Below are 21,747 nucleotides of genomic sequence, written 5' to 3'. Positions count from 1 at the left end.
TGAGACGAGGGCTGGCCATGCGCAGGCAGGACAGAGGTGGGGCGAGGCGTACGTCTGCCCTTCCTGTCCTGCTGTTCCTGCTTGCCCTCGTCATCGGCCTCACCTCGGTCGTGCTCGTGCCTGTGGCAGCCCAGGAGTCCGTCGACCCCTCCTCGTCGCAGACGGTCCTGACATCGGACGCAGCCATCACGGGGGAAGGGGCGGCAACGACTGCCGTCGCATCATCGGAGACGCTCGCCGCTGCCGTCACCGAAGCCGATGGAACGGCGACCACGGATGCCGCCGAACAGGCCTCGACCCCTCTGCTCCAGGTCCAGTCCGATGACGAGCTCACACCCCAGGCCGACGCGGTGTGCAAGATCGGGACGACGACATACGAAACGCTGGCAGCGGCCTTCACTGCTGCTGCTGACGGCGACACCATCGAGATGTTGGTGGCCTCGTATGACCTACCCTCATGTATCACGCTTGCGAGCAAGGCCGTCAAGCTCACCACTGACCTGACGGCCACGGGCAACGTGAAGTGCCAGATTAACCGCACCAGTGCTGTCGGAGCGGGAAACCCGATGATGAAGGTCACCACCGCGAACACCCTCACGTTGGACAACCTGGTGGTCGATGGCGGCGGGACGGCCATGGGAGCCCAATGCTATGCCTTCGGCATGACTGCGGCCAACTCAGCGATAACGGTTACGAATTGCACCTTCCAGAATATCAACAACACAAAGATCAGCGGTGGGGATCAGCGGCGAGGTGGCGTCTTCTATGGCCAGCCGGGCGTGAATACGCTCTCTCTCACCGGTTGCTCCTTTGACGGCTGCTCTGCATGGTTCGGTGGCGCTGTCCTCTCGTACGGCACCGTCACGGCGACCGACTGCAAATTCAACGGATGTGTGACGACGGGTTCGGCGGCCGGTGCGCTTTATGTTGGCAATGGCGGGTCCCTCACGGTGCGGAGTTCCGAGTTCTATGGTTGCACCGCCGCCACCGGAGGTGCCATTAGCTGCGAGCAGACCACTTCCGTGAGCGTGGACGGCTGCACGTTCGGCAAGGAGGGCTCGGGTTGCTCGGCCGCGAGTGATGGTGGAGCCATCTACATTCCATCCGATTCGAGCTCGCTTGAGGTGACCAACTCTGCGTTCAGCTACTGCACGTCATCCGGAGGCAAGGGAGGAGCCATCACAAGCGGCGCGCCGATCAATACGATCAAGGGGACAGCCGAGAGGTCGCTGACGATAGAGAACTGTTCCTCGAGTGGCAACGGCGGTGGGGTATACCTTGGCACGTCTGCCGCATCGGCGACCATGGCCGATGTGACTATCTCGTCATGTACGTCGGGCAACAGCGGTGGTGGCCTGTTTGTGGATGGTACGACCGGTGGCGTTGACCGTCTCAAGATGACCGACGTGACGATAAAGGACAACGTTGCCACGAAATATGCTGGAGGAGCTTATACCTGCGGTGCCACTCTGACCAACTGCACCATCACCGGCAATGAGGCCAAGACGGCCCGTGCCGGCGGGCTCGAGACCTATGGGCGGCCCACTGCCATCAACGGTTGCACGATCTCGGACAACGTCTGCGCCGCCGGTGGAGGTGGCATCGACACCAACAACACCGCGTCTCTCACCATCACCAACACGACCATCTCTGGCAACACAGCTACGTCTTCGACCGCCGATGGTGGCGGCATCCTGCTCATGGGCAACTATGGGACCCCGTACCTCCACCTCGGTGACGGTGTCACCATCACAGGGAACGTCTGTGGCCGCCAGGCGCTGGGTGGTGGCATCGGTATGACGAAGTCCGGCTCGCACATCTATGTCAGCGGCAAGGTCGTCGTCAAGGACAACAAGACCGCTGCCGGCCTCATCTCCAACACCGAGGTCTACAACAGAAGCAACCTCCTCTCCACCTATTCGGTCGAGGTGGAGGGAGCGCTCGTTGACGGCAGCTCCATCGGTATCATCACTCGCGATGGTGCCAAGGGCGAGCTCTGCGTGAAGGGCGCTGCGGAAAGCACGACGACGGGGTCGACCGCCTATACCCTCACCGAGACGAGCGACATCGCCTACTTCTCACATGACCGCGTGACACGCGGGGAGGACAATGCCCGCCTCATCGTCTGGAACTCGACCGATTCCACCTATGTGCTGGGCGGATCCCAGTACCAGGTGCAGTATTGGTTTAAGGGGACGTCCGACTATGCCGAGGACGAGACGCTTCGTACGGATGACGTCGATTACGCCGGCACCGTCATCGACCAGGCTGGCATCGAGAGGTCCTTCTCGGGCTATAAGTTCAACAAGCTGCAGTACAGCACCGATAGTGGGGTCACTTGGACTGACATGCCTAAAGGCTATGCCCTTCCCGACGCGGACGGCACGCTCATCCGCGTGCTCTACGACCCGATCACCTACAAGGTCACGTTCGTCTCGGAGGATGCTGCACGAGGCACCGTGGGAGGGACCACGACACAGGATGTCGCCACCGGCCAGGAGGTGGCTAGCGGTACCGTGACCGTGACCGCCGAAACCGCCGATGACTGGTTCTTCACGGGGTGGAGCTACGTCACGACCTATGATGACGAGACGACGAGCTCTGGTTATGCCTATGACTACTCGACCGTCCCCATCGAGGGGGCCACGGTCTTCACGGCCCGTTTTGCCAAGCAGCCCTTCGCGAGCATCATCACCTCCGGCGGGGGTTCCGTCTCCGTCACCTCGGGGGCCACGGCCGAGGACGTGCCCGACGGCCAGCTGAGCGACGTGTACGAATGGACGGCTGGGACACAGACGTCCTTCGCGGCTGCAGGTGCCTTCCGTGCCGAGCCCCATTACCACATCTCGGGCATCTCGACGGTACGTCCGGCGGCGTCCGGGGACACCAACGTCACGGATGTCACCGTCGCCGACGGGACGGTCACGACCCTCAACCCTGATGACAGCTCGGGGGCCCAGGCCACGCTGTCGCTGAACGCCGACAGGACATACGGCACGCTCCTGGTCACCAAGCTCCCGAAGGCGGTGAGCATCCGTGTCACCTTCGAGAAGGACCCCTCGTACAAGGTCTCCTTCCGTTCCTACGATGGGACGGACACCACGCTCTACGAGAAGCATGACGACCTCTATGACGGCGACGTGATAGGTTCCGCTCCCACGGGCGTCCCCACCCGTGATGGCTACACGTTCATGGGCTGGACCACCGTCGCCCCTGCCTACCAGACGAGCACCACCCGTCCCGACTACGATGCGGGTGCGCGCATCGCCGCGGCGGACCAGACCTACTATGCGCTGTGGCAGGAGAATGCCAGCTATTCCTATCAGGTGGAGATCTACCTCCAAGACGTCGATAGCACGAATGCCGAGGACAAGACACAGTACTCCCTGACAAGCGCGAGCTCCTACCCGGTCAACGTGAGCGAGCTCCCCGCCTCGGTCACCGAGCTGCCCACGGACCCGGTGACCCATCCGTCCTATGCGGGTTACGAGTACAAGGGGTTCTACGCGGATGGCGTCACCGCGTTCTCCAACGACTCGGGCACCATCACCACTGCCGATGACAACCTGGTGCTGTGCCTGTACTACACCCGTACGAGCGGCACCCTCAACATGTATGACTCTGACGGTTCCACGAAGCTCTTCGAATCGAAGGACCTCCTCTACGGCGAGCCGCTCGCCTTATCCACCCCGGTGAAGGCGGGCTATACCTTCGTGGGCTGGTACTACGACACCGACTTCACCAAGCCGGTGGGTGCCACCGACACCATGCGCGAGTCGTCGGCCCTCGTGGACGGCAACCTCGACGTCTATGCCCGATGGGCCGTCGACACGCGCAAGGGGACCCTTGTCATCACGAAGGCGACCACGGGGGACTATGCCGACAAGACCAGGGAGTTCCATTACGCCGTGACGGTCACGCGGGATGGCATCGTCGAGAACCTGACCGCAGACCTGGCAGATGGCGGCACCGCGACCTTCGAGAACGTCGACCTCGGAACCACCTATACCGTCACGGAGACCGCGGTTGACGGATATACGGCCTCGCCTGTCACGACCCTGCCCGATGGGGGGTCGGCGAACGTCAGCGGCGATGGCCTCACGGTGACGGGCACGATGGCCTATGGGACTGACACGCAGGCCGGGAAGACCACCGTCGCCTACACGAACACCAAGGTCGACGTCGTTCCGACCGGTGTCGACCTAGGCAACTCCAACCTGTGGTCGGGCGTCGTGGTGGGCGCGTCGGCCTTCCTGCTCGCGCTGCTCATCGGCCGGCGGCGGGCCCGTCGATAGGGCTCTCCCCTCCATGACATGCATCCCCTGCTCCTTTTGAACGAGTATCAGGCCAGGGTCAGGATCAGTGCGATTCCAAGGAAGCCAGCCACGAGCGCAAGCACCGGCTTCGAGGTCTTCCTTCTCGCATCGAAGGCCATGCAGAGCAGGGAGAGCCCTAACGTGATCGCGAAGAAGAGCGCCCATGCCCAAGGCGTCGGCAGCCCTGGCAGCCAGAGGTTCATGGCAGTCATGACCGTCCAATGGAAGAGATAGAGATAGAGCGAGAGCCGGCCAGCCATGGTGAGGGCACGCACCATATGGTGGTTGAGCAGGTGGGCCAATGCGGTCTTGTCCCAGAAGCCCAAGACGACGATGCCTGAGAAGACGAGAACATAGAAGAGGGCGTCCTCGTCGGTCGTGAAGTCGAGCTGCGTCAGGAGGAGAATCGCGGCAAGCCAGAGGAGGACCTCCATCGTGGAGAGCGCCCTGAGCACGGACTCACTTGGCTCCCAATCGCGTAGCGCCTGCAGGCATTCCCAACAGAGGGCCCCGAGGCAGACCCCGGCGACTCCTCGCATGATGGCGAGCGTGACGATGCCCAGGTACTCGCTGCCCACATCGAGGGTGCCATAGTACTGGATGATGATGGCATAGAGCAGGATGACCAGGACGGGGGCGATGAACCCCTTGAAGAGCTTGCGGTACCCCTTCGCAAGGGGATACACGAAGACGAAGGCGAGCATCATTGCCGAGAGGTACCAACTCGTCCCGAGGAGATAGTCAGCGTTGAAGGCCGGGTCTTTGATTGCGCCAGAGCAGTGCAGGAGCAGGGCCTCCCACTTGAAGTGCAGGAGGGAGTGAAGGTAGCCATCGAGGCCCTGGACCTGGTTGGTGATCACGAACAGGACGAACTGCGCTGAGAAAGCGATGATGAAGACGCTGTAGAAGCCTTTGACCTTGTGCAACAGGAAGGCCCCAGTACTCATGGGCTCCGAGGCGGTCTCGAGATGTCTCATCATGAAGAAGCCGCCGAGGATGAAGAAGAGCTCCACGAACACATACGCAAAGGGTGCCCAGATGTGATTTGCTCCGAGGTAGATGCTGCCAAAATGGACAATCATGATGCCAATGGCCGCGATGAGGCGCATGAGCTCTATCGAGGTGGTCCTCTGCTTGGTCATGGCGGCTCCAGTCCGGGAGTGTCGTGCCGGTCCAGGTCTCATGCTTCTACCAGAAACGGGATGGTACCGATATTCTGCTGCCACGACTCGCTGGTCGACCGATGCGATGAACGAGCGGTCAGACATGCTCCGGAGCCGTCGTGTCATCGGCGATAGCCTCGCAGGTCCCGTCCTGCCCCTCGTACCGCTTTGGCAGCACATCCACGCGCACCTTGGTCGCCAACGTGACACCCGAGAGCACCATCGTGATGCCGTTGGCCACGGCCAGGCTCGGCTGTGCCGTGACGAGGCCATAGACGAACCAGCAGGTGACCCCTGCCACGAACATGCCGTACATGACCAGGTTGATCCCGGCGACGTCCTTGTGGACGATGGCACGTGCGGCGTCGGGCACGAACGAGGCGCAGCACAGCACGGCGGCGATGACGCTGACCATCTGGATGTCTGGCATGGGGTCCCTCTCCTTCCCGCCGACGTCTGTCGCCCGCGGGGCTGCTTGGGGTATCGATGGGACCATCCTATGGTGCGGGCACCCTCCTTTCGGGGATGGCGCCCGGGTTCGGATGGATGTTACCGAGGCGGGGCATCCATGCCTGGCATCGCGCGTGACGTTGCGCCAGGCCACCCCAGATGACGGATAATGGCAGGGGGCAGGCAGGACCAGCCTGCTCCTCCGTGCTTCTCGTCAGGAAGGGTCCCATCATGGATTCGTTCGAGCGTCTGCGCACCAGCCAGGACCTCACCGAGGGCGAGCGCGCCATCGTGGCCTATGTGCTCGACCATCCCGAGGAGGCGGCGCGCGTCTCTTCACGTGAGCTGGCCCGTCGCACCCTCACGAGCCCGACCGCGGTGCTGCGCCTCTCGCGCAAGCTGGGCTACGAGAACTACAACGCCTTCAAGGTCAACATCGTCTCGGACCTCAAGCGCTCCCGCATGGGTGATGTCGCCATCCATGAGCGGGACTCGGCGCCTGCCGTCCTCAACAAGATGGCCGAGCTCCAACATACCGTGATCGACCGCACGCGCGAGAAGCTCTCACCCGAGCAGCTCCAGGAGGCTGCCGACCTGGTGGTGAGGGCCACCTACGTCGACTTCGTGGCACAGGACGCGCTTGCCTCGCTTGCGTCGTACTCCTCGCACATCCTGGCCCAGGAGGGTCGTCTCGCCACGGTCTATTCCAGCATGGACAAGATGATCTACCTCTCGTTCGTGGTGCCGAATGATCATGTGGTCTTCCTCTTCAGCAGGAGTGGGACTGACAAGACCGTGGTGCAGACGGCGCTGAACCTTGCCGAGAGGGGTGTGGCAACCATCGCGGTGACGGCGAACGGCTCCTCTCCGTTGGCCGATGCCTGCTCCATGACGTTCGAGCTCTTCTTCGACCACGAGGCCATGAGGCAGGGCGACATCGTCTTCGCGACCTCGGCAAAGTATCTCTTCGACACCTTGGCCGCACTCGTGCTGTCCGGGTCCTACCTCGACGTCTCTCAGCTCGCCAGCCGATACGCCGACCTGTATCGCACCAGGCTCGACCGCGCCCGTCTGCTCGAGGACGAGAACGCGTCCCAGCACCAGGTGAGCGGGCTCTAGGTGGGGCGACATCTGCCGGGTGCGAAGATGGTGCATAGGACGAGGGGCGGGGCGTTCGCTCTGGCCTGCGGCTCGACCGGTCGGCACCATGCCCTGTTACATTGCGCCAACTCCTGGCATGGGGTGGGGCGCACCTCCCCATGCCGCCTAGACTTATGGGCGAAGGCATAGGCTGCTCCCGACGAGGTCGGGCGCATGAGAGGAGAGACGCATGCTCAAGAAGGACTTCCTGTGGGGCGGGGCCGTGGCGGCGCACCAGCTCGAGGGTGGGTACGACCAAGGTGGCAAGGGCCTCTCGGCGGCCGACGTCATGACGGGTGCGCGGCACGGCGTGCCCCGTCGCATCACGGACGGCATCGAGGAGGGCGCGTGGTATCCCAACCACGAGGCCATCGACTTCTACCACACGTACCGCGACGACATCGCCCTCTTCGCCGAGATGGGCTTCAAGTGCTTCCGCACCTCGATCGCCTGGAGTCGCATCTTCCCTCATGGCAACGACGTCGAGCCTTGCGAGGAGGGCCTGGCCTTCTATGACGACCTGTTCGACTGCTGCCTCGAGCATGGCATCAAGCCGGTCGTGACCCTCTCGCACTTCGAGATGCCCCTCGCCCTGTGCCAGCGCGGTGGCTTCAAGCACCGTGAGGCCATCGACGAGTTCGTGCGCTTCGCCACCACCTGCTTCACGCGCTACCACGAGAAGGTCGAGTACTGGATGACCTTCAACGAGATCAACAACCAGGCCACCTATGACAACGACTTCTTCACCTGGACCAACTCGGGCTTCCTGGGCTCGGCGGAGGACGATCCCGAGCGCACCATGTACCAGGCGGCCCACTACGAGTTCGTGGCGAGCGCGCGCGCCGTGGCCGCGGCGCACGGGATCGACCCGAACCTCAAGGTCGGCTGCATGATCGCATCACGCCAGTACTACCCGCTCACCTGCAACCCGGCCGACGTCCGCCTGGCCGATGACACCGACCACGAGACCTACCTCTTCGCGGACGTCCAGGTCCGTGGCGCCTACCCTGCCTATGCCACCAGGTACTTCGAGCGCCGCGGCTTCGACCTCGACATCACGGACGCGGACTTGGCCGACATCGCGGCCGGTACGGTCGACTACCTCGGATTCAGCTACTACATGACCAACACCGTGGACCATGCCGCCGACGCCGCGGACCCGACCTCCATGGAACACAACAACTCGTACGTGGTCAAGAACCCGTACCTGCCCGAGACCGCATGGGAGTGGACGATCGACCCTGAGGGCCTCCGCATCCAGCTCAAGCGCTTCGACGAGCGCTACGCCGGCATCCCGCAGTTCATCGTGGAGAACGGCATGGGCATCATCGAGGACCTCGACCCCGAGGCCGCAGCCGGCAAGGGCGTCTATGCCGTCGAGGACGACGACCGCATCGACTACCTCAAGGCCCACATCGAGCAGATGGAGCTCGCGGTCGAGGAGGACGGCGTGAACCTCATGGGCTACACGCCCTGGGGCTGCATCGACCTGGTGAGCGCCGGTACCGGCGAGCTCCGCAAGCGCTATGGCTTCATCTATGTCGACAGGAACGACGACGGCTCGGGTACGGGCAAGCGCTTCAAGAAGAAGAGCTTCGACTGGTACAAGCAGGTCATCGCCACGAACGGCGAGGACCTGGGATAGGGGAGGACCTCGCGGGAGCGTACGGGCCAGGCCGTCCGAGAGGATGGACTGGCCCGACCTGGTCCCACCGGTGCCGGGACCTATGCCTTTGCGTGAAGGATCTGGTCAAGCTCGGCGTCGAGGTCGGTCAGGTGCCGCACGTGGGGGCGCTCGATGAGCTTGCCTCCCATGCAGACCATCCTGACGTCGCGCAGGGCCTCGAGGTCGTCGAGCGGGTCCTTGTCGACCACGACGAGGTCCGCGGCCTTGCCTTCGGCGATGGTGCCGCAGGTCTCGCCAAGACCCAGGAGCCGGGCGTTCACCTCGGTGGCGGTATGGAGGGCGAACGCGTTGGTGACCCCCACGAGCTCATGGAAGTAGACGAGCTCGCGCCAGAGGTCGTACTGGGTCACGTAAGGGCAGCCGGCATCGGTGCCGAGGCCGACCGGGATGTCGTTGTCGAGCGCCTGGCGAGCGCACTCCACGATCCCGTCGAAGACGACCTTCGCGTTGGTCATGACGACGTCGGTGGAGTGGGTCCTCTCGGCGTCCATGCGGGCGAGCGGGATGGCCGGCGAGATGGTCGTGGTGAGGCTCGAGGTGCCGCCGACCCCGTTGTGATGGAAGAGCTCGATGATCTTGGGCGTCATGGGTGCGCCGTGCTCGATGGTGTCCACGCCGGCGAGGAGCGCGCGCTCGACCCCGGCCGTGCTCTCCACGTGTGCGGCGCAGGGCAGCCCGAGCCTGTGCGCCTCGTCGACGGTGGCCTGTGCCATCTCGAGCGGCATCCGCAGCACGCCGGGCTCGCCTGCGACCGTGGCATCGAAGACGCCTCCGGTGATGAAGAGCTTGACGAGGTCGCAGCCATGGGCGAAGACCTCGCGCACGAGGGCGCGGGCGTCGTCGGGCGTCTCGCAGACCTGGGCGATGAGGCCCACGCCATGGCCGTCGGGTGGTGTGACGCCCCAACCGGGGCAGAGCATGCGCGGCCCCGTGAGGTTGCCGGCGCGTATGTGGTCGCGGATGGTGACGTCGGCCCAAGAGGGGTCTCCCATGCCGCGCACCGTCGTGACGCCGCTCATGAGGTCGGTGTTGGCACTGCGCTCGATGACATGGCGGAGGTAGGCACGCCCCAGCGGGTTGCCCGTGACCTTGCCGATGATGTCGGAGGCACCGCCCGCGCTATGTGGCTTGCCGTCACCGCAGAAGTGCACGTGCATGTTGACGAGGCCCGGCAGGAGGTAGCTGCCGGCGAGGTCGACCTCCCGGACCCCTGATGGCACGGTGACGTCGGCCGAAGGGGCGACCTGGCCGATGGTACCCGAGTCCGTGACCAGGAGGGACATCTCTGGCTGGGCCTCCATGTGCTCCGTGCCGTCGAGGATGGTCGCATGCGTGAGGGCGATGGTCATGGTGTCTCCTTTGTGGGCATTTGTTGCGTCACGTTTCGAGATTGCTTCGATTGTATTGCTTGAAACACATCGGTTACGTTACGCGACTAGCATTTGTTCCCCAGCGGGCCCAAAGCCTTGGGGGCACGCATCCTTAGAGGAGGAACAACGTGGAAACGACCACTCATGGTCTGTATCGTCCCGAGTTCGAGCACGACGCCTGCGGCATCGGCGCACTGGCACAGCTCAAGGGCGAGCGCTCCCATGCCATGCTCGACGACGCCCTCTCGGTGCTCGTGAACCTCGAGCATCGTGGCGGCAAGGGACTCGAGCGCAACACGGGCGACGGCGCCGGCATCCTCTTCCAGGTCCCGCACCGCTTCTTCCGCAAGGAGGCGCAGAAGTGCGGGCACCTCCTTCCCGACGAGGGCGACTACGGCGTCGCCATGCTCTTCATGCCGCAGGACCCGGACGGGGTCGCGGTGGCGCGTCGGATCTTCGAGGAGGGCTGCGCCGAGATGGGGCTGCCCATGCTCTTCTGGCGTGAGGTGCCCATCGATGCGCATGACCTCGGGACCACGGCCCGCTCCTGCATGCCCACCATCCTGCAGGCCTTCGTGGGACGTCCCGACGACGTGCCCGCCGGCCAGGACTTCGAGCGTCGCCTCTACGTGTGCCGCCGCACCATCGAGAAGCGTGCCGACGCCGAGCCGGCCCTCACCGACAAGATCTTCTACGTCTGCTCCATGAGCGCCCGGACCATCGTGTACAAGGGCATGCTCGTGGCAACCCAGATGAGGCGCTTCTTCCGCGACCTCAACGACGCGGCCGTCGAGACCTCGATCGCGCTCGTCCACTCCCGCTACTCGACCAACACCACGCCGTCCTGGGAACGCGCCCACCCCAACCGCTACATCATCCATAACGGCGAGATCAACACCCTGAAGGGCAACGTCAACTGGATCCGTGCCCGCGAGCCCAACCTCTACTCTCCCGTGCTGGGGTCTGACCTCGAGCGCGTGATGCCCATCATCAACCGCGAGGGCTCCGACTCCGCCATCCTCGACAACGTGCTCGAGTTTCTCACGATGAACGGGCGCGACCTCGCCCGTGCCGTCACGATGCTCATCCCAGAGCCCTGGGACCACAACAAGGACCTCTCCGAGAAGCGCCGTGCCTACGACGCCTACCAGTCCATGCTCATGGAGCCATGGGACGGCCCGGCCGCGATCGCGTTCACCGACGGCCACACCATGGGCGCGGCCCTCGACCGCAACGGTCTCAGGCCTGCCCGCTACTACGTCACGCGTGACGACCGCCTGATCCTCTCGAGCGAGGTCGGGACCATCGACGTCGACCCTGACGACGTGCTCCGCACGGGGTGCCTCGGGCCCGGCGAGATGCTCCTGGTCGATCCCGACCAGGGCCGCGTCATCTGGAACGACGAGATCAGGGACACGTTCGCCAACGAGAAGCCCTACCACGACTGGCTCGGCGACGAGACGCTCGACATCCATGACCTCTCCGAGCCCACCGACCAGCCGGCTCCCCGCGACAAGGGCATCTCGCTCACGAGGCGCATGGCCAAGCTGGGGTATCACTGGGACGACGTCGACGAGGTCATCCGACCCATGGCGTCCACCGGCAAGGCCCCGCTCGCGTCCATGGGCCAGGACATGTCGCTGGCGTGCCTGTCGCTCCACGCCCGCTCGTTCTTCGACTACTTCAACGAGCTCTTCGCACAGGTCACCAATCCGCCGATCGATGCCCTGCGCGAGAGCCTCGTCACGAGCTCGGTGCTCTACCTCGGCAACCACGGCAACCTTCTCGAGGACGCCCGCGACACCTGCCGCCTGGTGCGCCTCCAGGGGCCGATCCTGTCGAAGGATGCCTTCGAGCGCATCTGCGCCGTCGACCGTGCCGGCTTCAAGACCGTGCGCGTCTCGGCGGTCTATCGCAGGGCTGCCGGCAAGGACGCCCTGAAGGCCGCCCTCAACGCCCTCAACCGCGAGGTCGAGGCAGCCGTGCGTGACGGCGCCAACATCATCGTCATCTCCGACCGCGCCGCCGAGGGGGAGGTGCCCATCCCAAGCCTGCTCGCGGTGGGCTCCGTCCACAACCACCTCATCCGTCGCGGCCTGCGCATGTTCGCCGACCTCGTGGTGGAGTGCGGGGACGCCATCTCGCCGCACGACTATGCCACCCTCGTGGGATACTCGGCCTCGGGCATCTATCCCTACATGGCCCACGAGTGCATCGCGGACCTCGTCGACCGCGGCGAGCTCAACATGAGCGTGGACGACGCGATCTCTGCCTACGACAAGGGCATCACGACGGGCATCATCTCCATCATGTCCAAGATGGGCATCTCCGCCATCCAGGGCTATCATTCCGCGCAGATCTTCGAGATCGTGGGCTTCTCGCAGGAACTCGTGGACACCTGCTTCACCGCGACCACGAGCCGCATCGGCGGGCTGGGCCTGTCTGACATCCAGCGCGAGGAGAACCAGCGTTACGACGAGGCCATGGACCTCGCGTCCACGCCGGCCCCCGACCAGCTGGCAAGCTCGGGCATCACCAAGTGGCGTCCCCTTGGCGGCGAGGAGCACCTCATCGACCCACGTACCATCTATCTGCTGCAGCATGCCTGTCAGGAGGGCAGCTACCAGACGTTCAAGGAGTACTCCGCCTACGTGCACCGTCCCGGCCGGGCCATCCTCCTGCGTGATCTCCTGGACTTCGTCCCCACCCGCGACCCCATCCCCTTGGAGGACGTCGAGCCTGCATCCGAGATCGTGAAGCGCTTCAACACCGGCGCCATGAGCTACGGGTCCATCTCGAAGGAGGCCCACGAGTGCCTGGCCATCGCCATGAACCGGCTGCACGGACGCTCGAACACCGGCGAGGGCGGCGAGGACCCGGTCCGCGAGACGCCGCTTCCCAACGGTGACTCCAAGCGCAGCGCCATCAAGCAGGTGGCCTCGGGGCGCTTCGGCGTGACGAGCCGCTACCTGGCGAGCGCCGACGAGATCCAGATCAAGATGGCCCAGGGCGCCAAGCCTGGCGAGGGCGGTCACCTCCCCGGCAAGAAGGTCTATCCCTGGATCGCCACGGTGCGTCAGTCGACGCCCGGCGTGGGACTCATCTCGCCCCCGCCCCACCACGACATCTATTCCATCGAGGACCTGGCCGAGCTCATCTTCGACCTCAAGAACGCCAACCCGGGTGCGCGCATCTCGGTGAAGCTCGTCGCCGAGGCCGGTGTGGGCACCATCGCCACGGGCGTCGCCAAGGGCGGTGCCGACAAGATCCTCATCTCCGGGCACAACGGCGGCACGGGCGCGGCACCACGTGACGCCATCTACCATGCCGGCCTGCCGCTCGAGCTGGGGCTCGCCGAGGCCCAGCAGACGCTGCTCCTGAACGGCCTGCGCTCCCGCGTGGTCGTGGAGGCCGACGGCAAGCTCATGTGCGGCCGCGACGTCGCCGTGGCGGCGCTGCTCGGTGCCGAGGAGTACGGCTTCGCCACCTGCCCCATCATCGCGATGGGCTGCCTGATGCAGCGTGACTGCCAGCAGGACACCTGCCCCGCAGGCATCGCCACGCAGAACTGCCGCCTGCGCGGGCACTTCGCAGGCAAGCCCGAGTACGTCACCAACTTCATGACCTACGTGGCCGAGGAGCTCCGCGAGATCATGGCGAGCCTCGGGTTCGCCACGGTCGACGACATGGTGGGGCACCCCGAGTGCCTGCGCCAGGTGGGCTGCGAGGGCAACTGGAAGGCCGACCTCCTCGACCTCTCGCCGGTCCTCGTGAACGGCACCAACGAGTTCGGTCGTGAGATCCCGGGTGCCGAGGGCCGTCATTTCCTGCCGAGCATGGCCTTCGACCCAGAGCTCGACCGTACCCTCGACTCGACGCTCTTCATCCCCTATACCGCCGATGCGCGCGACCACATGAAGCCCATCCGCTTCCATGCCGACGTCGCCAACGTGAACCGCTGCGTGGGTACGATGCTGGGTTCCGTCGTCACCAAGGCGCATCCCGAGGGGCTCCCCGAGGGGTCGGTCACCATCGACTGCGACGGCTCCGGTGGCCAGAGCTTCGGCGCCTTCCTGCCAGCAGGCATCACGCTCAACGTCTCGGGCGATGCCAACGACTACTTCGGCAAGGGGCTCTCCGGCGGCATCCTGTCGGTGCGTCCGGCCGAGGGTACCACCTTCAAGTACGACGAGAACGTCATCATCGGCAACGTCGCCTTCTATGGGGCCACGAGCGGACGGGGCTTTGCCAACGGGCTCGCCGGCCAACGCTTCGCCGTACGCAACTCCGGGGCCACGCTCGTGGTCGAGGGCTGCGGCAACCATGGCTGCGAATATATGACGGGCGGTGTCGCCGTGGTGCTGGGCGAGGTCGGCCTCAACTTCGCGGCAGGCATGAGCGGTGGTGTCGCCTATGTCTACGACCGGTTCGGCACGCTCGAGAGCCGCTGCAACCATGACATGGTCGACCTGATGGATCCCACGGACGAGGACCTCGACCTCATCCACGACCTCATCGCCGAGCATGTGGCGCGCACCCAGAGCCCCCGCGGCATCAAGCTGCTCTACCGCTTCGACGTCCTCAAGGGCCTCTTCGTCAAGGTCATCCCGCGCGACTACCGCAAGGTCCTCTCGCTCGTCGCCAAGGCGGAGCGTTCGGGACACACCCACGACGAGGCCGAGAGCATCGCATTCGAGTCCATGAGGAGGGGGATGTAGCCATGGGAAAGCCAGGTGCGTTTCTCGAGCATGACCGCCGCGCCCACAACGAGCGCAGCAGCGCGCAGACCGTGCACGACTTCGATGAGTTCGCCGTCATGCTGCCCGAGTGCGAGCAGCGTGAGCAGGCGAGCCGCTGCATGATGTGCGGCGTGGCCTTCTGCCAGACGGGCTATGGCTTCGGCCATGCGCGGACGAGCGGATGCCCCCTGCACAACCTCATCCCCGAGTGGAACGACCTCGTCTATCGGGGCCTCTGGGACGAGGCTGCCGCACGCCTCTCGCTCACCAACCCGTTCCCGGAGTTCACCGGCCGCGTGTGCCCGGCACTCTGTGAGGCGGCCTGCAACCTCGGTCGTGACGAGGAGGCCACGACCATCAAGGACGACGAGCGCGCCATCTCCGACCACCAGTGGTCGAACGGCGGACCTGCCGTGCTGCCCCAGGCGGACGATGCCGCACCCAAGGTCGCCGTGGTGGGCTCTGGCCCAGCCGGGATGGCCTGTGCCTGGGAGCTCGCCCGCAGGGGCGCCCGTGTGACCCTGCTCGAGCGTCACGACCGCGCCGGCGGCCTGCTCATGTACGGCATCCCCAACATGAAGCTCCCCAAGGACGTGGTCACACGTCGTGTCGAGCTCATGGGCAAGAGCGGCATCTCGGTCGAGTGCGGGGTCGATGCGAGCGACGAGGCCGTCGCCAAGCGCCTCGTCTCCGAGTTCGATGCCGTCGTGGTCGCGGTGGGTGCCGCAAGCCCCCGCTCGCTCAAGGCCGACGGCATGGATGCCGACGGCGTCTGCTTCGCCGTCGACTACCTCACGTCCTCGACCAAGTCCGTGCTCGACGGTGGCGACCCTGCCGTGAGTGCCAAGGGCAAGGATGTGGTGGTCATCGGCGGTGGCGACACCGGCACCGACTGCGTGGCCACGGCCCTGCGTCAGGGTGCTGCGAGCGTCCACCAGCTCGAGTTCATGCCCGCGCCTCCCGACGAGCCCCGTCCCGACAACGCCTGGCCCGAGTGGCCCAACGTCAAGAAGACCGACTACGGTCAGGTCGAGGCGACGCAGATCCAGGGCGAGGACCCGCGCTCCTGGGGTGTCGACACCCTCGAGGTCGAGAAGGACGAGGCGGGCCACGCCTCCGCACTCCGGGTGGTCGACCTCGACTGGGCCAGCGGCAAGCCGGAGCGCATCGAGGGCAGCGAGCATGAGCTCCCAGCCCAGCTCGTGCTTATCGCCTGCGGGTTCAGCGGTCCCGAGCAGGGTGTCTACGATGCGCTCGGTGCTGATGTGACGAGCGTCCGCGGCGGCATACGCCCGGTCGCCGAGAAGGACGGCTCGCACCGCGTGAGGACGTCTGCCGGTCCCAAGGGCACGCCCGTCTATGCGGCAGGGGACGCACGAGATGGTTCGACGCTCGTGGTCACCGCGTTTGCCGACGGTCTCGCCGCGGCCGCTGAGGTGGCTGCTGACCTCAAGCTCTGACGGATGACCTGATGGCCCACGACGACGCCCCCATGACCCGACGGTCATGGGGGCGTCGTCTCTCGGTCGGTCGGATGGGTCGGTATCCTACAGTGCGAACAGGTCGTTCAGCGCCTCGCACATGACGGGGTGCGTGTAGATCCGACTGGCGAGGTCGCCTGCGGTGAGGCCCTGGTCGATGGCGAGCGAGACCAGGTTCACGACCTCGTGCGCCTCGGGCATGAGCAGCGCCACGCCTAGTATGCGGTCGGTCCCATCCTCCACGACCGCCTTGAGGAGCCCACCGGTCTGGCGGAGCACCTGTGCCTTGGGGACGGCGGCCGTGGGCATCTTGAGCACGTGGAAGTCGAGGCCGGCGCGGGATGCCTGTGCCTCGGTGATGCCGGCTCGCCCCAGGGGCGTCGCCATGAAGACCGAGTAGGGGACGTTCGTGCGCTGGGACGTGGTGCGCCAGCTCGTGTCTGGCGTGCCCCATGAGCCGTCCGTGGTGCCTGCGGCCAGGGGGTCGCCCGTCTGGAGCTGCTGGGCGACGATGCGGAAGTCGTCGAGCGAGGCATAGGTGAACTGGGGGCTCCCGGCCACGTCGCCCATCGCCCAGACGTCAGGGGCCGTGGTGCGGAGGAGCCCGTCGACCTTGATGGCGCCGCGCTCGGTGAGCTGGATCCCGGCGGCGGCGAGGTCGAGGTCGGCCACGTTGGGCCTCCTTCCCGTCGCGACGAGGACGGCGTCACCGGCGAGGACGTGCTCCCGTCCTGCCTCGTCCGCCTCCTCGCCGGCGGGATGGCCACCGCGGTAGCGCACGTTGCCGCCCTCGATGGCGGTGATGTCAGCCCCAAGCACGAACCGTACCCCCTGGCCCTCGAGGAGCCCACGTATGGCCTCGGCCACGTCGGCATCCTCACGGGGGAGGAACGTCTCCCCTTGCTGGAGCACGGTGACGGTCGAGCCGAAGCTCGCGTACATCGAGGCGAACTCCATGCCGATGTAGCCGGCCCCCACGAGGGTGAGTCGGGAGGGAAGGACGTCCTCGTCCATGAGGGTCTCGCTGGTGTAGGCATGGGGGTTGCCCTCGATGCCAGGGATGCCAGGGTCTGACGGGCGGGCGCCCGTGTTGACGAAGACCTGCCGTGAGCAGACCCGCTCGCTCGTGCCGTCGGGCCGTGTGACCAGGACCGTGCCTGGGGCGACGAAGCTTGCGGTCCCGTCGATCACGTCCACGGTGTCGAGGTCGGCGAGCTTGTGATAGTTCTTGCCGCGGAGCAGGGAGGTGACGCGGCGCTTCTCGGCGATGGCGGCGGCGTAGCGCTCCGCCTTGGCCTCAACGGACTCGTCCGCGTGCCGTGCCGCCTCGGCGGCGCTGCCTACGAGGGACTTCGAGGGGATGCATCCCACGTTGATGCAGGTGCCGCCATACATGTCGGCGTCGCGCTCGATGAGGGCGACCGTGCGCCCCCGCTTGGCGAGAGATCCTGCCAAGGTCTTGCCTGCCTTGCCGAACCCGATGACGATCGCGTCGTAGCTGGTCATGGTGCTCCCTTCCGGGGTCGCGTCCGGGTCATGCCCCAGACGTGTCTGCCTGCCATGCGTGCGCGAGGCCGACATCGTGCCGGTCGGCCTCGGTGGGGCCTGTCGTGAGGCCTGCCTCCCGCTCCTCGAGGGTGTGCAGGACCTGTCCGATCGAGATGCTGGCCAGCTCCTCGAGGCACCGCTCGTTGAGCCTGTCGTAGACGTCGTCTATGACCTCACCCATGCCCGAGGAGACGAGGCAGGGACGGTCCACGTCACCGGGATGCCAGGAGGGTGAGACGGGACTCTCGCCCAAGGCCTCGATCACGTCGCGGAGGGTGATGCGGGCCAGGTCGTGGTCCTCGGCGTCGGAATAGCCGCTTGCCCGGCCAGCGCCGGAGCTCACGAGGCCGGCCTTGCAGAGCTTTGCCATGATCTTGCGCACGCGTGCCGGGTTGGTGCAGATGTTGTCTGCGAGCTCGTCACTTGTGACGCAGCGTCCTACATGCAAGAGATAGACCAAGGCGTGGGTCGCGGTCGCGAACTCTGCGTTCATGGCATGACCTCCCCTCCCGATTAACTGTAATCATAGCAGACACAGTTATAGATGGGAAGGGGACCATGGAGGATCCTCGTCCGACGGTGGTGGATGGTCCTCGTGGTGCATGCCCATCAAGGCCCTCTGGGTGCGCTGGCCGCACCATCACCTCTGATGAAAGCGGTTCTTCTTCCGGTAGAGGTCGGCATCCGCCCTCTTGAGCAGCTCGTCGGGAGTCGCGTCGGTGGGTCCCGTCTCCTCTGCCATACCGATGCTCAAGGTGAGTTCATAGGGCAGCTCATGGGACTCGCTCAGGTCCAGCATCGCGGCGTCGATGAGGCCGGGCAGGTCTGCGGCGTCCTTGCGCTTCGGTCTCCAGATGACCTCGAACTCGTCCCCGCCGAAGCGGCCGACCACGGTCCTGAGGTTCCCGCAGGTGCTGGTGAGTGCCTTGGCCACGAGCTTCAAGGCTCGGTCCCCCTCGGGGTGGCCGAACGTGTCGTTGATGACCTTGAAGTCGTTGACATCGATCATGAGCAGGACGAGGCGCTCGCCCATGCCCAACGACCCCAGCTGCTCCTGGAGCTTCGACTCGATCCGTCGGCGGTTGTTGATGCCGGTGAGGTGGTCGTGGAGGATCTCGGCGCTCTGGAGGTTCATGAACACGAGGAGGATCGCCGCGGTGATGAAGGCGATGTCGAAGGGATAACCCGGCAAGACCACCTGGAGCAGCAGGCCCAGTATCGGCGGCAGCATGAAGCTGGACAACGTGAGCGCGGCCTGGCGGTCCCAGCGGTTCGCAGCCGACCGGGCGGCGCGAAGGCACATGACGAGGTTGGACAGGAAGTAGAAGCCAAGCACCAGGAACTGGAGCGGGTAGATGGGGCCTCGATGGTAGGCCCCCTCGCTGACGTAGAAGAGCCATCCCGTCCAAGGCGACAGCACGGCAGCGACGGCCAGGATGCCACAGGGCAGGCCCAACAGGACCTTGGTGGGGACGCGACCACAGGCGGTGCCAGCCAAGGCGCTTGTGGGCGAAGAGCAACCAGGTGAAGCACATGATCCCAGGGGAGAGGAAGTAGAGGGCATTGATGAGCAGGTCGGCCGCGACGAGGGATTCCGGGATGGTCTGGGACTCGAGCACGCGGGTGGCCACGTCGCATACGACGATGAGGCAGGCGGAGGCGACGACGACCTTGAAGTCCAGGCGCTCGCCCTCGGAGCCGAACCCCTCGGTTACCTTGGTCAGGACCATGATGAGGATGAAGAGGCAGAAGGCGCCGATCTCGATGTCGAGCACGTCTGTGACGGTGCCATACATCTTGGGTCCTCTCCCCGTGATGGACGTCGCGATCGGAGCAGGCGCCTCCCCATGAGTGGTTTATCCCCGATTGGAAGGTACGTGTTCATGGGATTCGGCGGGGTGACATGGGATGGCGACAAACGTGGTGGAGGGGCCGACGCACCCTCCTGGACGTGCCTCGGGCCTGGCAGGATGGGGCCCTCTCTGCTGGGCCTGAGCTGATGGGTGCGCCTCGGCAGGACGGGCCCCTGCCTGTCGGCATGCGTGCTAGGCTGGATACGGTTACCTGTCTGGGACCTTCATGGGGCAGGGGAGAGGAGCCGGGATGGCTGCGAACGAGGCATGGCCGGTATGGGGGATCGCCCATGGGCATGGGGCACTCGTGGCCTGTGCCGCCCTGTACCTCGTCTGGTGGTGGCTCTTCTTCGACCCGCGGCGAGAGAGGCCGACAGGCGTCCTGTACGGGGTGGGCGTGGCGTGCATCCTGGGGGCTGTGGCATGCGGCGCCTGGGGGGTCTATCGCATCACCGACGGCCTGGGTGCGGTCGACGCGGCCATCACGTCCAGCGGGGTGACCTCATGGGCGCTCCCGGGCTGGGTCTTCTTCGTGGGTGGCGCGCTGGTCTATGTGGTGGCCCTGGTCGTGACCAATCGGGTCTTCTCCAGGCAGGTCACCACGGAGCTGCTCCTCATCGTGGCCTGGTTCGCGCTCGAGCTCGACATCCTCGACTGCCTGGCGGGGGTCGGTGCCCTGACGCCCGGCGCAAGTGCCGTGCTGCTCGTGCTGGTGATCGCGCTCTTCGCGGGGAGCATGGTCTGCTACGTGCTGTATTACCGGCTCCCTCCCGTGCCTGCCTTCCTCGATGGATGTGCGCCGCTCGTGGCCGTGGGCGTGTTCTCGCTGGCCATGGCCATCGTGCTCTCGGTCTGACGGGAATGCCCCCGCTCGTTCTCCCGACCGTGGGGGTGGCCTGTCCCCACAGGCTGTTGGGAACCTGAATTAATGTCCTGGGCGTTCCTAGCATGGTCCCTGACGGCGTGAGCCGCCATACGACCAAAGGAGATTCCCATGGACAGCAACGACCACCAACCCATTCCCCCTGACGGCGCGACCGACGGCCAACCCTCTGCCAGGCGGGAGGTGCCTGGCCAGTCCCAGGCATCCGAGTCGCCACAAGGCCAGCAGCCGAGCCCTCCGTCCACGCCTGCTCCGGCGGTGCCTCCGAGGAGGAAGGCGTCCGTCCTCGACAGGACCTGGTTCCTGGTCCTCATGTGCATCTTCCTCCCACCGGTGGGAATCTGGCTCATCTGGCGTAACAAGGTCCCCGCTGGAACGGTGGGCCGCGTCATCGTCACCGTCCTCATGGCGTTCTGGACCATCAGCTGGCTCTCCTCGGTCGCGCTGGCATGCTCGGGCGGCCGCTCTGGCAGCACCTCGACCTCGGCGACTACCCAGGCGGCACCCGTGGCTGCCCAGACGTCTGCGGCATCGAGCGAGGCACCCTCATCGGCATCCGCGGCATCGAGCGAGGTGGCCGTCTCGGCACCTGCGGCGTCAAGCAGTGCCGCGGCTGACGTCCCCACCGAGTATCGTTCGGCGCTCTCGAGGGCTGCGTCCTATTCCTCGCGTATGCACATGTCGAGGCAGGGAATCTACGACCAGCTCACGTCCGAGTACGGTGACCAGTTCTCGACCGATGCGGCCCAATATGCGGTGGACAACCTGCAGGCCGACTACAACGCGAATGCCCTTGCCAAGGGCAAGAGCTACTCCGACCAGATGCACATGTCGAGGCAGGGAATCTACGACCAGCTCACATCGGACAACGGCGAGAAGTTCACGGCCGACGAGGCGCAGTATGCGGTCGACAACCTCCAGGTCGACTATGACGCCAACGCGCTTGCCAAGGCCCGTAGCTACCAGGAGCAGATGAACATGTCACCTGATGCGATCTACGACCAGCTCACATCGAGCTATGGCGAGAAGTTCACGGCCGACGAGGCCCAGTACGCGGTCGACAACCTCTGACGAGGGCCCCTCGCGTGTGGATGAGGTCGGATGACCTGCCTGCGGC

At 65.4% G+C, this 21,747-nt stretch carries 14 protein-coding genes; 8 read left to right on the top strand and 6 right to left on the bottom strand.

Going from position 1 to position 21,747, the window contains the following annotated elements; translation table 11 throughout:
- Window positions 1–17 precede the first annotated feature (17 nt).
- Window positions 18–4,295, top strand: coding sequence for an InlB B-repeat-containing protein (locus tag LKE50_00200; GenBank protein ID MCH3967065.1), 4,278 nt, complete (start codon window positions 18–20; stop codon window positions 4,293–4,295).
- A gap of 47 nt (window positions 4,296–4,342) precedes the next feature.
- Here LKE50_00200 and LKE50_00195 read toward each other — a convergent pair whose 3' ends face one another.
- Both LKE50_00195 and LKE50_00190 read right to left on the bottom strand, forming a co-directional pair.
- Window positions 4,343–5,458, bottom strand: coding sequence for an acyltransferase family protein (locus LKE50_00195; GenBank protein MCH3967064.1), 1,116 nt, complete (start codon window positions 5,456–5,458; stop codon window positions 4,343–4,345).
- A gap of 118 nt (window positions 5,459–5,576) precedes the next feature.
- The gene (locus LKE50_00190) at window positions 5,577–5,909 is read right to left on the bottom strand and encodes a SemiSWEET family transporter (GenBank protein ID MCH3967063.1); all 333 of its coding nucleotides are present in this window, start codon (window positions 5,907–5,909) and stop codon (window positions 5,577–5,579) included.
- A 251-nt stretch (window positions 5,910–6,160) separates the two neighbouring features.
- Between LKE50_00190 and LKE50_00185 the strand changes: the two genes are divergently transcribed.
- Window positions 6,161–7,048 carry a MurR/RpiR family transcriptional regulator gene (locus LKE50_00185; GenBank protein ID MCH3967062.1) on the top strand — a complete coding sequence of 296 codons (888 nt, stop codon included), beginning with the start codon at window positions 6,161–6,163 and terminating at the stop codon, window positions 7,046–7,048.
- Window positions 7,049–7,259: 211 nt separating this feature from the next.
- A complete protein-coding gene (locus tag LKE50_00180; protein MCH3967061.1) occupies window positions 7,260–8,714 on the top strand; it encodes a 6-phospho-beta-glucosidase in 1,455 nt (484 codons plus the stop codon).
- Window positions 8,715–8,794: 80 nt separating this feature from the next.
- On the opposite strand, the gene LKE50_00175 is transcribed toward LKE50_00180, so the two are convergent.
- Window positions 8,795–10,105 (bottom strand): amidohydrolase family protein, encoded by a 1,311-nt coding sequence (locus LKE50_00175; protein ID MCH3967060.1) that lies wholly within the window; start codon window positions 10,103–10,105, stop codon window positions 8,795–8,797.
- Window positions 10,106–10,254: 149 nt separating this feature from the next.
- On the opposite strand from LKE50_00175, the gene gltB reads away from it, so the two are divergent.
- Entirely contained in the window at window positions 10,255–14,844 is a 4,590-nt protein-coding gene (gene gltB / locus LKE50_00170; GenBank protein ID MCH3967059.1) for a glutamate synthase large subunit, read from the top strand.
- A 2-nt stretch (window positions 14,845–14,846) separates the two neighbouring features.
- Window positions 14,847–16,325 carry a glutamate synthase subunit beta gene (locus LKE50_00165; protein ID MCH3967058.1) on the top strand — a complete coding sequence of 493 codons (1,479 nt, stop codon included), beginning with the start codon at window positions 14,847–14,849 and terminating at the stop codon, window positions 16,323–16,325.
- An 87-nt stretch (window positions 16,326–16,412) separates the two neighbouring features.
- On the opposite strand, the gene LKE50_00160 is transcribed toward LKE50_00165, so the two are convergent.
- The 3 genes from LKE50_00160 to LKE50_00150 all read right to left on the bottom strand — a co-directional run bounded on the left by LKE50_00160 (window position 16,413) and on the right by LKE50_00150 (window position 19,392).
- On the bottom strand, window positions 16,413–17,852 hold the full coding sequence (locus LKE50_00160) for an FAD-dependent oxidoreductase (protein ID MCH3967057.1): 1,440 nt from the start codon (window positions 17,850–17,852) through the stop codon (window positions 16,413–16,415).
- 28 nt (window positions 17,853–17,880) lie between these two features.
- A complete protein-coding gene (locus LKE50_00155) occupies window positions 17,881–18,387 on the bottom strand; it encodes an Rrf2 family transcriptional regulator (GenBank protein MCH3967056.1) in 507 nt (168 codons plus the stop codon).
- A 147-nt stretch (window positions 18,388–18,534) separates the two neighbouring features.
- Window positions 18,535–19,392, bottom strand: coding sequence for a GGDEF domain-containing protein (locus tag LKE50_00150; protein ID MCH3967055.1), 858 nt, complete (start codon window positions 19,390–19,392; stop codon window positions 18,535–18,537).
- Between the two features lie 7 nt (window positions 19,393–19,399).
- Between LKE50_00150 and LKE50_00145 the strand changes: the two genes are divergently transcribed.
- From LKE50_00145 to LKE50_00135, 3 genes are all read left to right on the top strand, one after another.
- On the top strand, window positions 19,400–19,894 hold the full coding sequence (locus LKE50_00145) for a hypothetical protein (GenBank protein ID MCH3967054.1): 495 nt from the start codon (window positions 19,400–19,402) through the stop codon (window positions 19,892–19,894).
- Between the two features lie 103 nt (window positions 19,895–19,997).
- Complete coding sequence (locus tag LKE50_00140) at window positions 19,998–20,603, top strand: hypothetical protein (protein ID MCH3967053.1); 606 nt, start codon at window positions 19,998–20,000, stop codon at window positions 20,601–20,603.
- A gap of 138 nt (window positions 20,604–20,741) precedes the next feature.
- Window positions 20,742–21,701, top strand: coding sequence for an Ltp family lipoprotein (locus LKE50_00135; protein MCH3967052.1), 960 nt, complete (start codon window positions 20,742–20,744; stop codon window positions 21,699–21,701).
- The last annotated feature ends 46 nt before the right edge of the window (window positions 21,702–21,747 follow it).

This window comes from Atopobiaceae bacterium, from assembly GCA_022483015.1.
In the GTDB taxonomy this organism is placed as follows: domain Bacteria; phylum Actinomycetota; class Coriobacteriia; order Coriobacteriales; family Atopobiaceae; genus JALCUE01.
The sequence above is the reverse complement of the archived record's forward strand: the minus strand, read 5'-3'. Positions and strand labels throughout refer to the sequence as shown.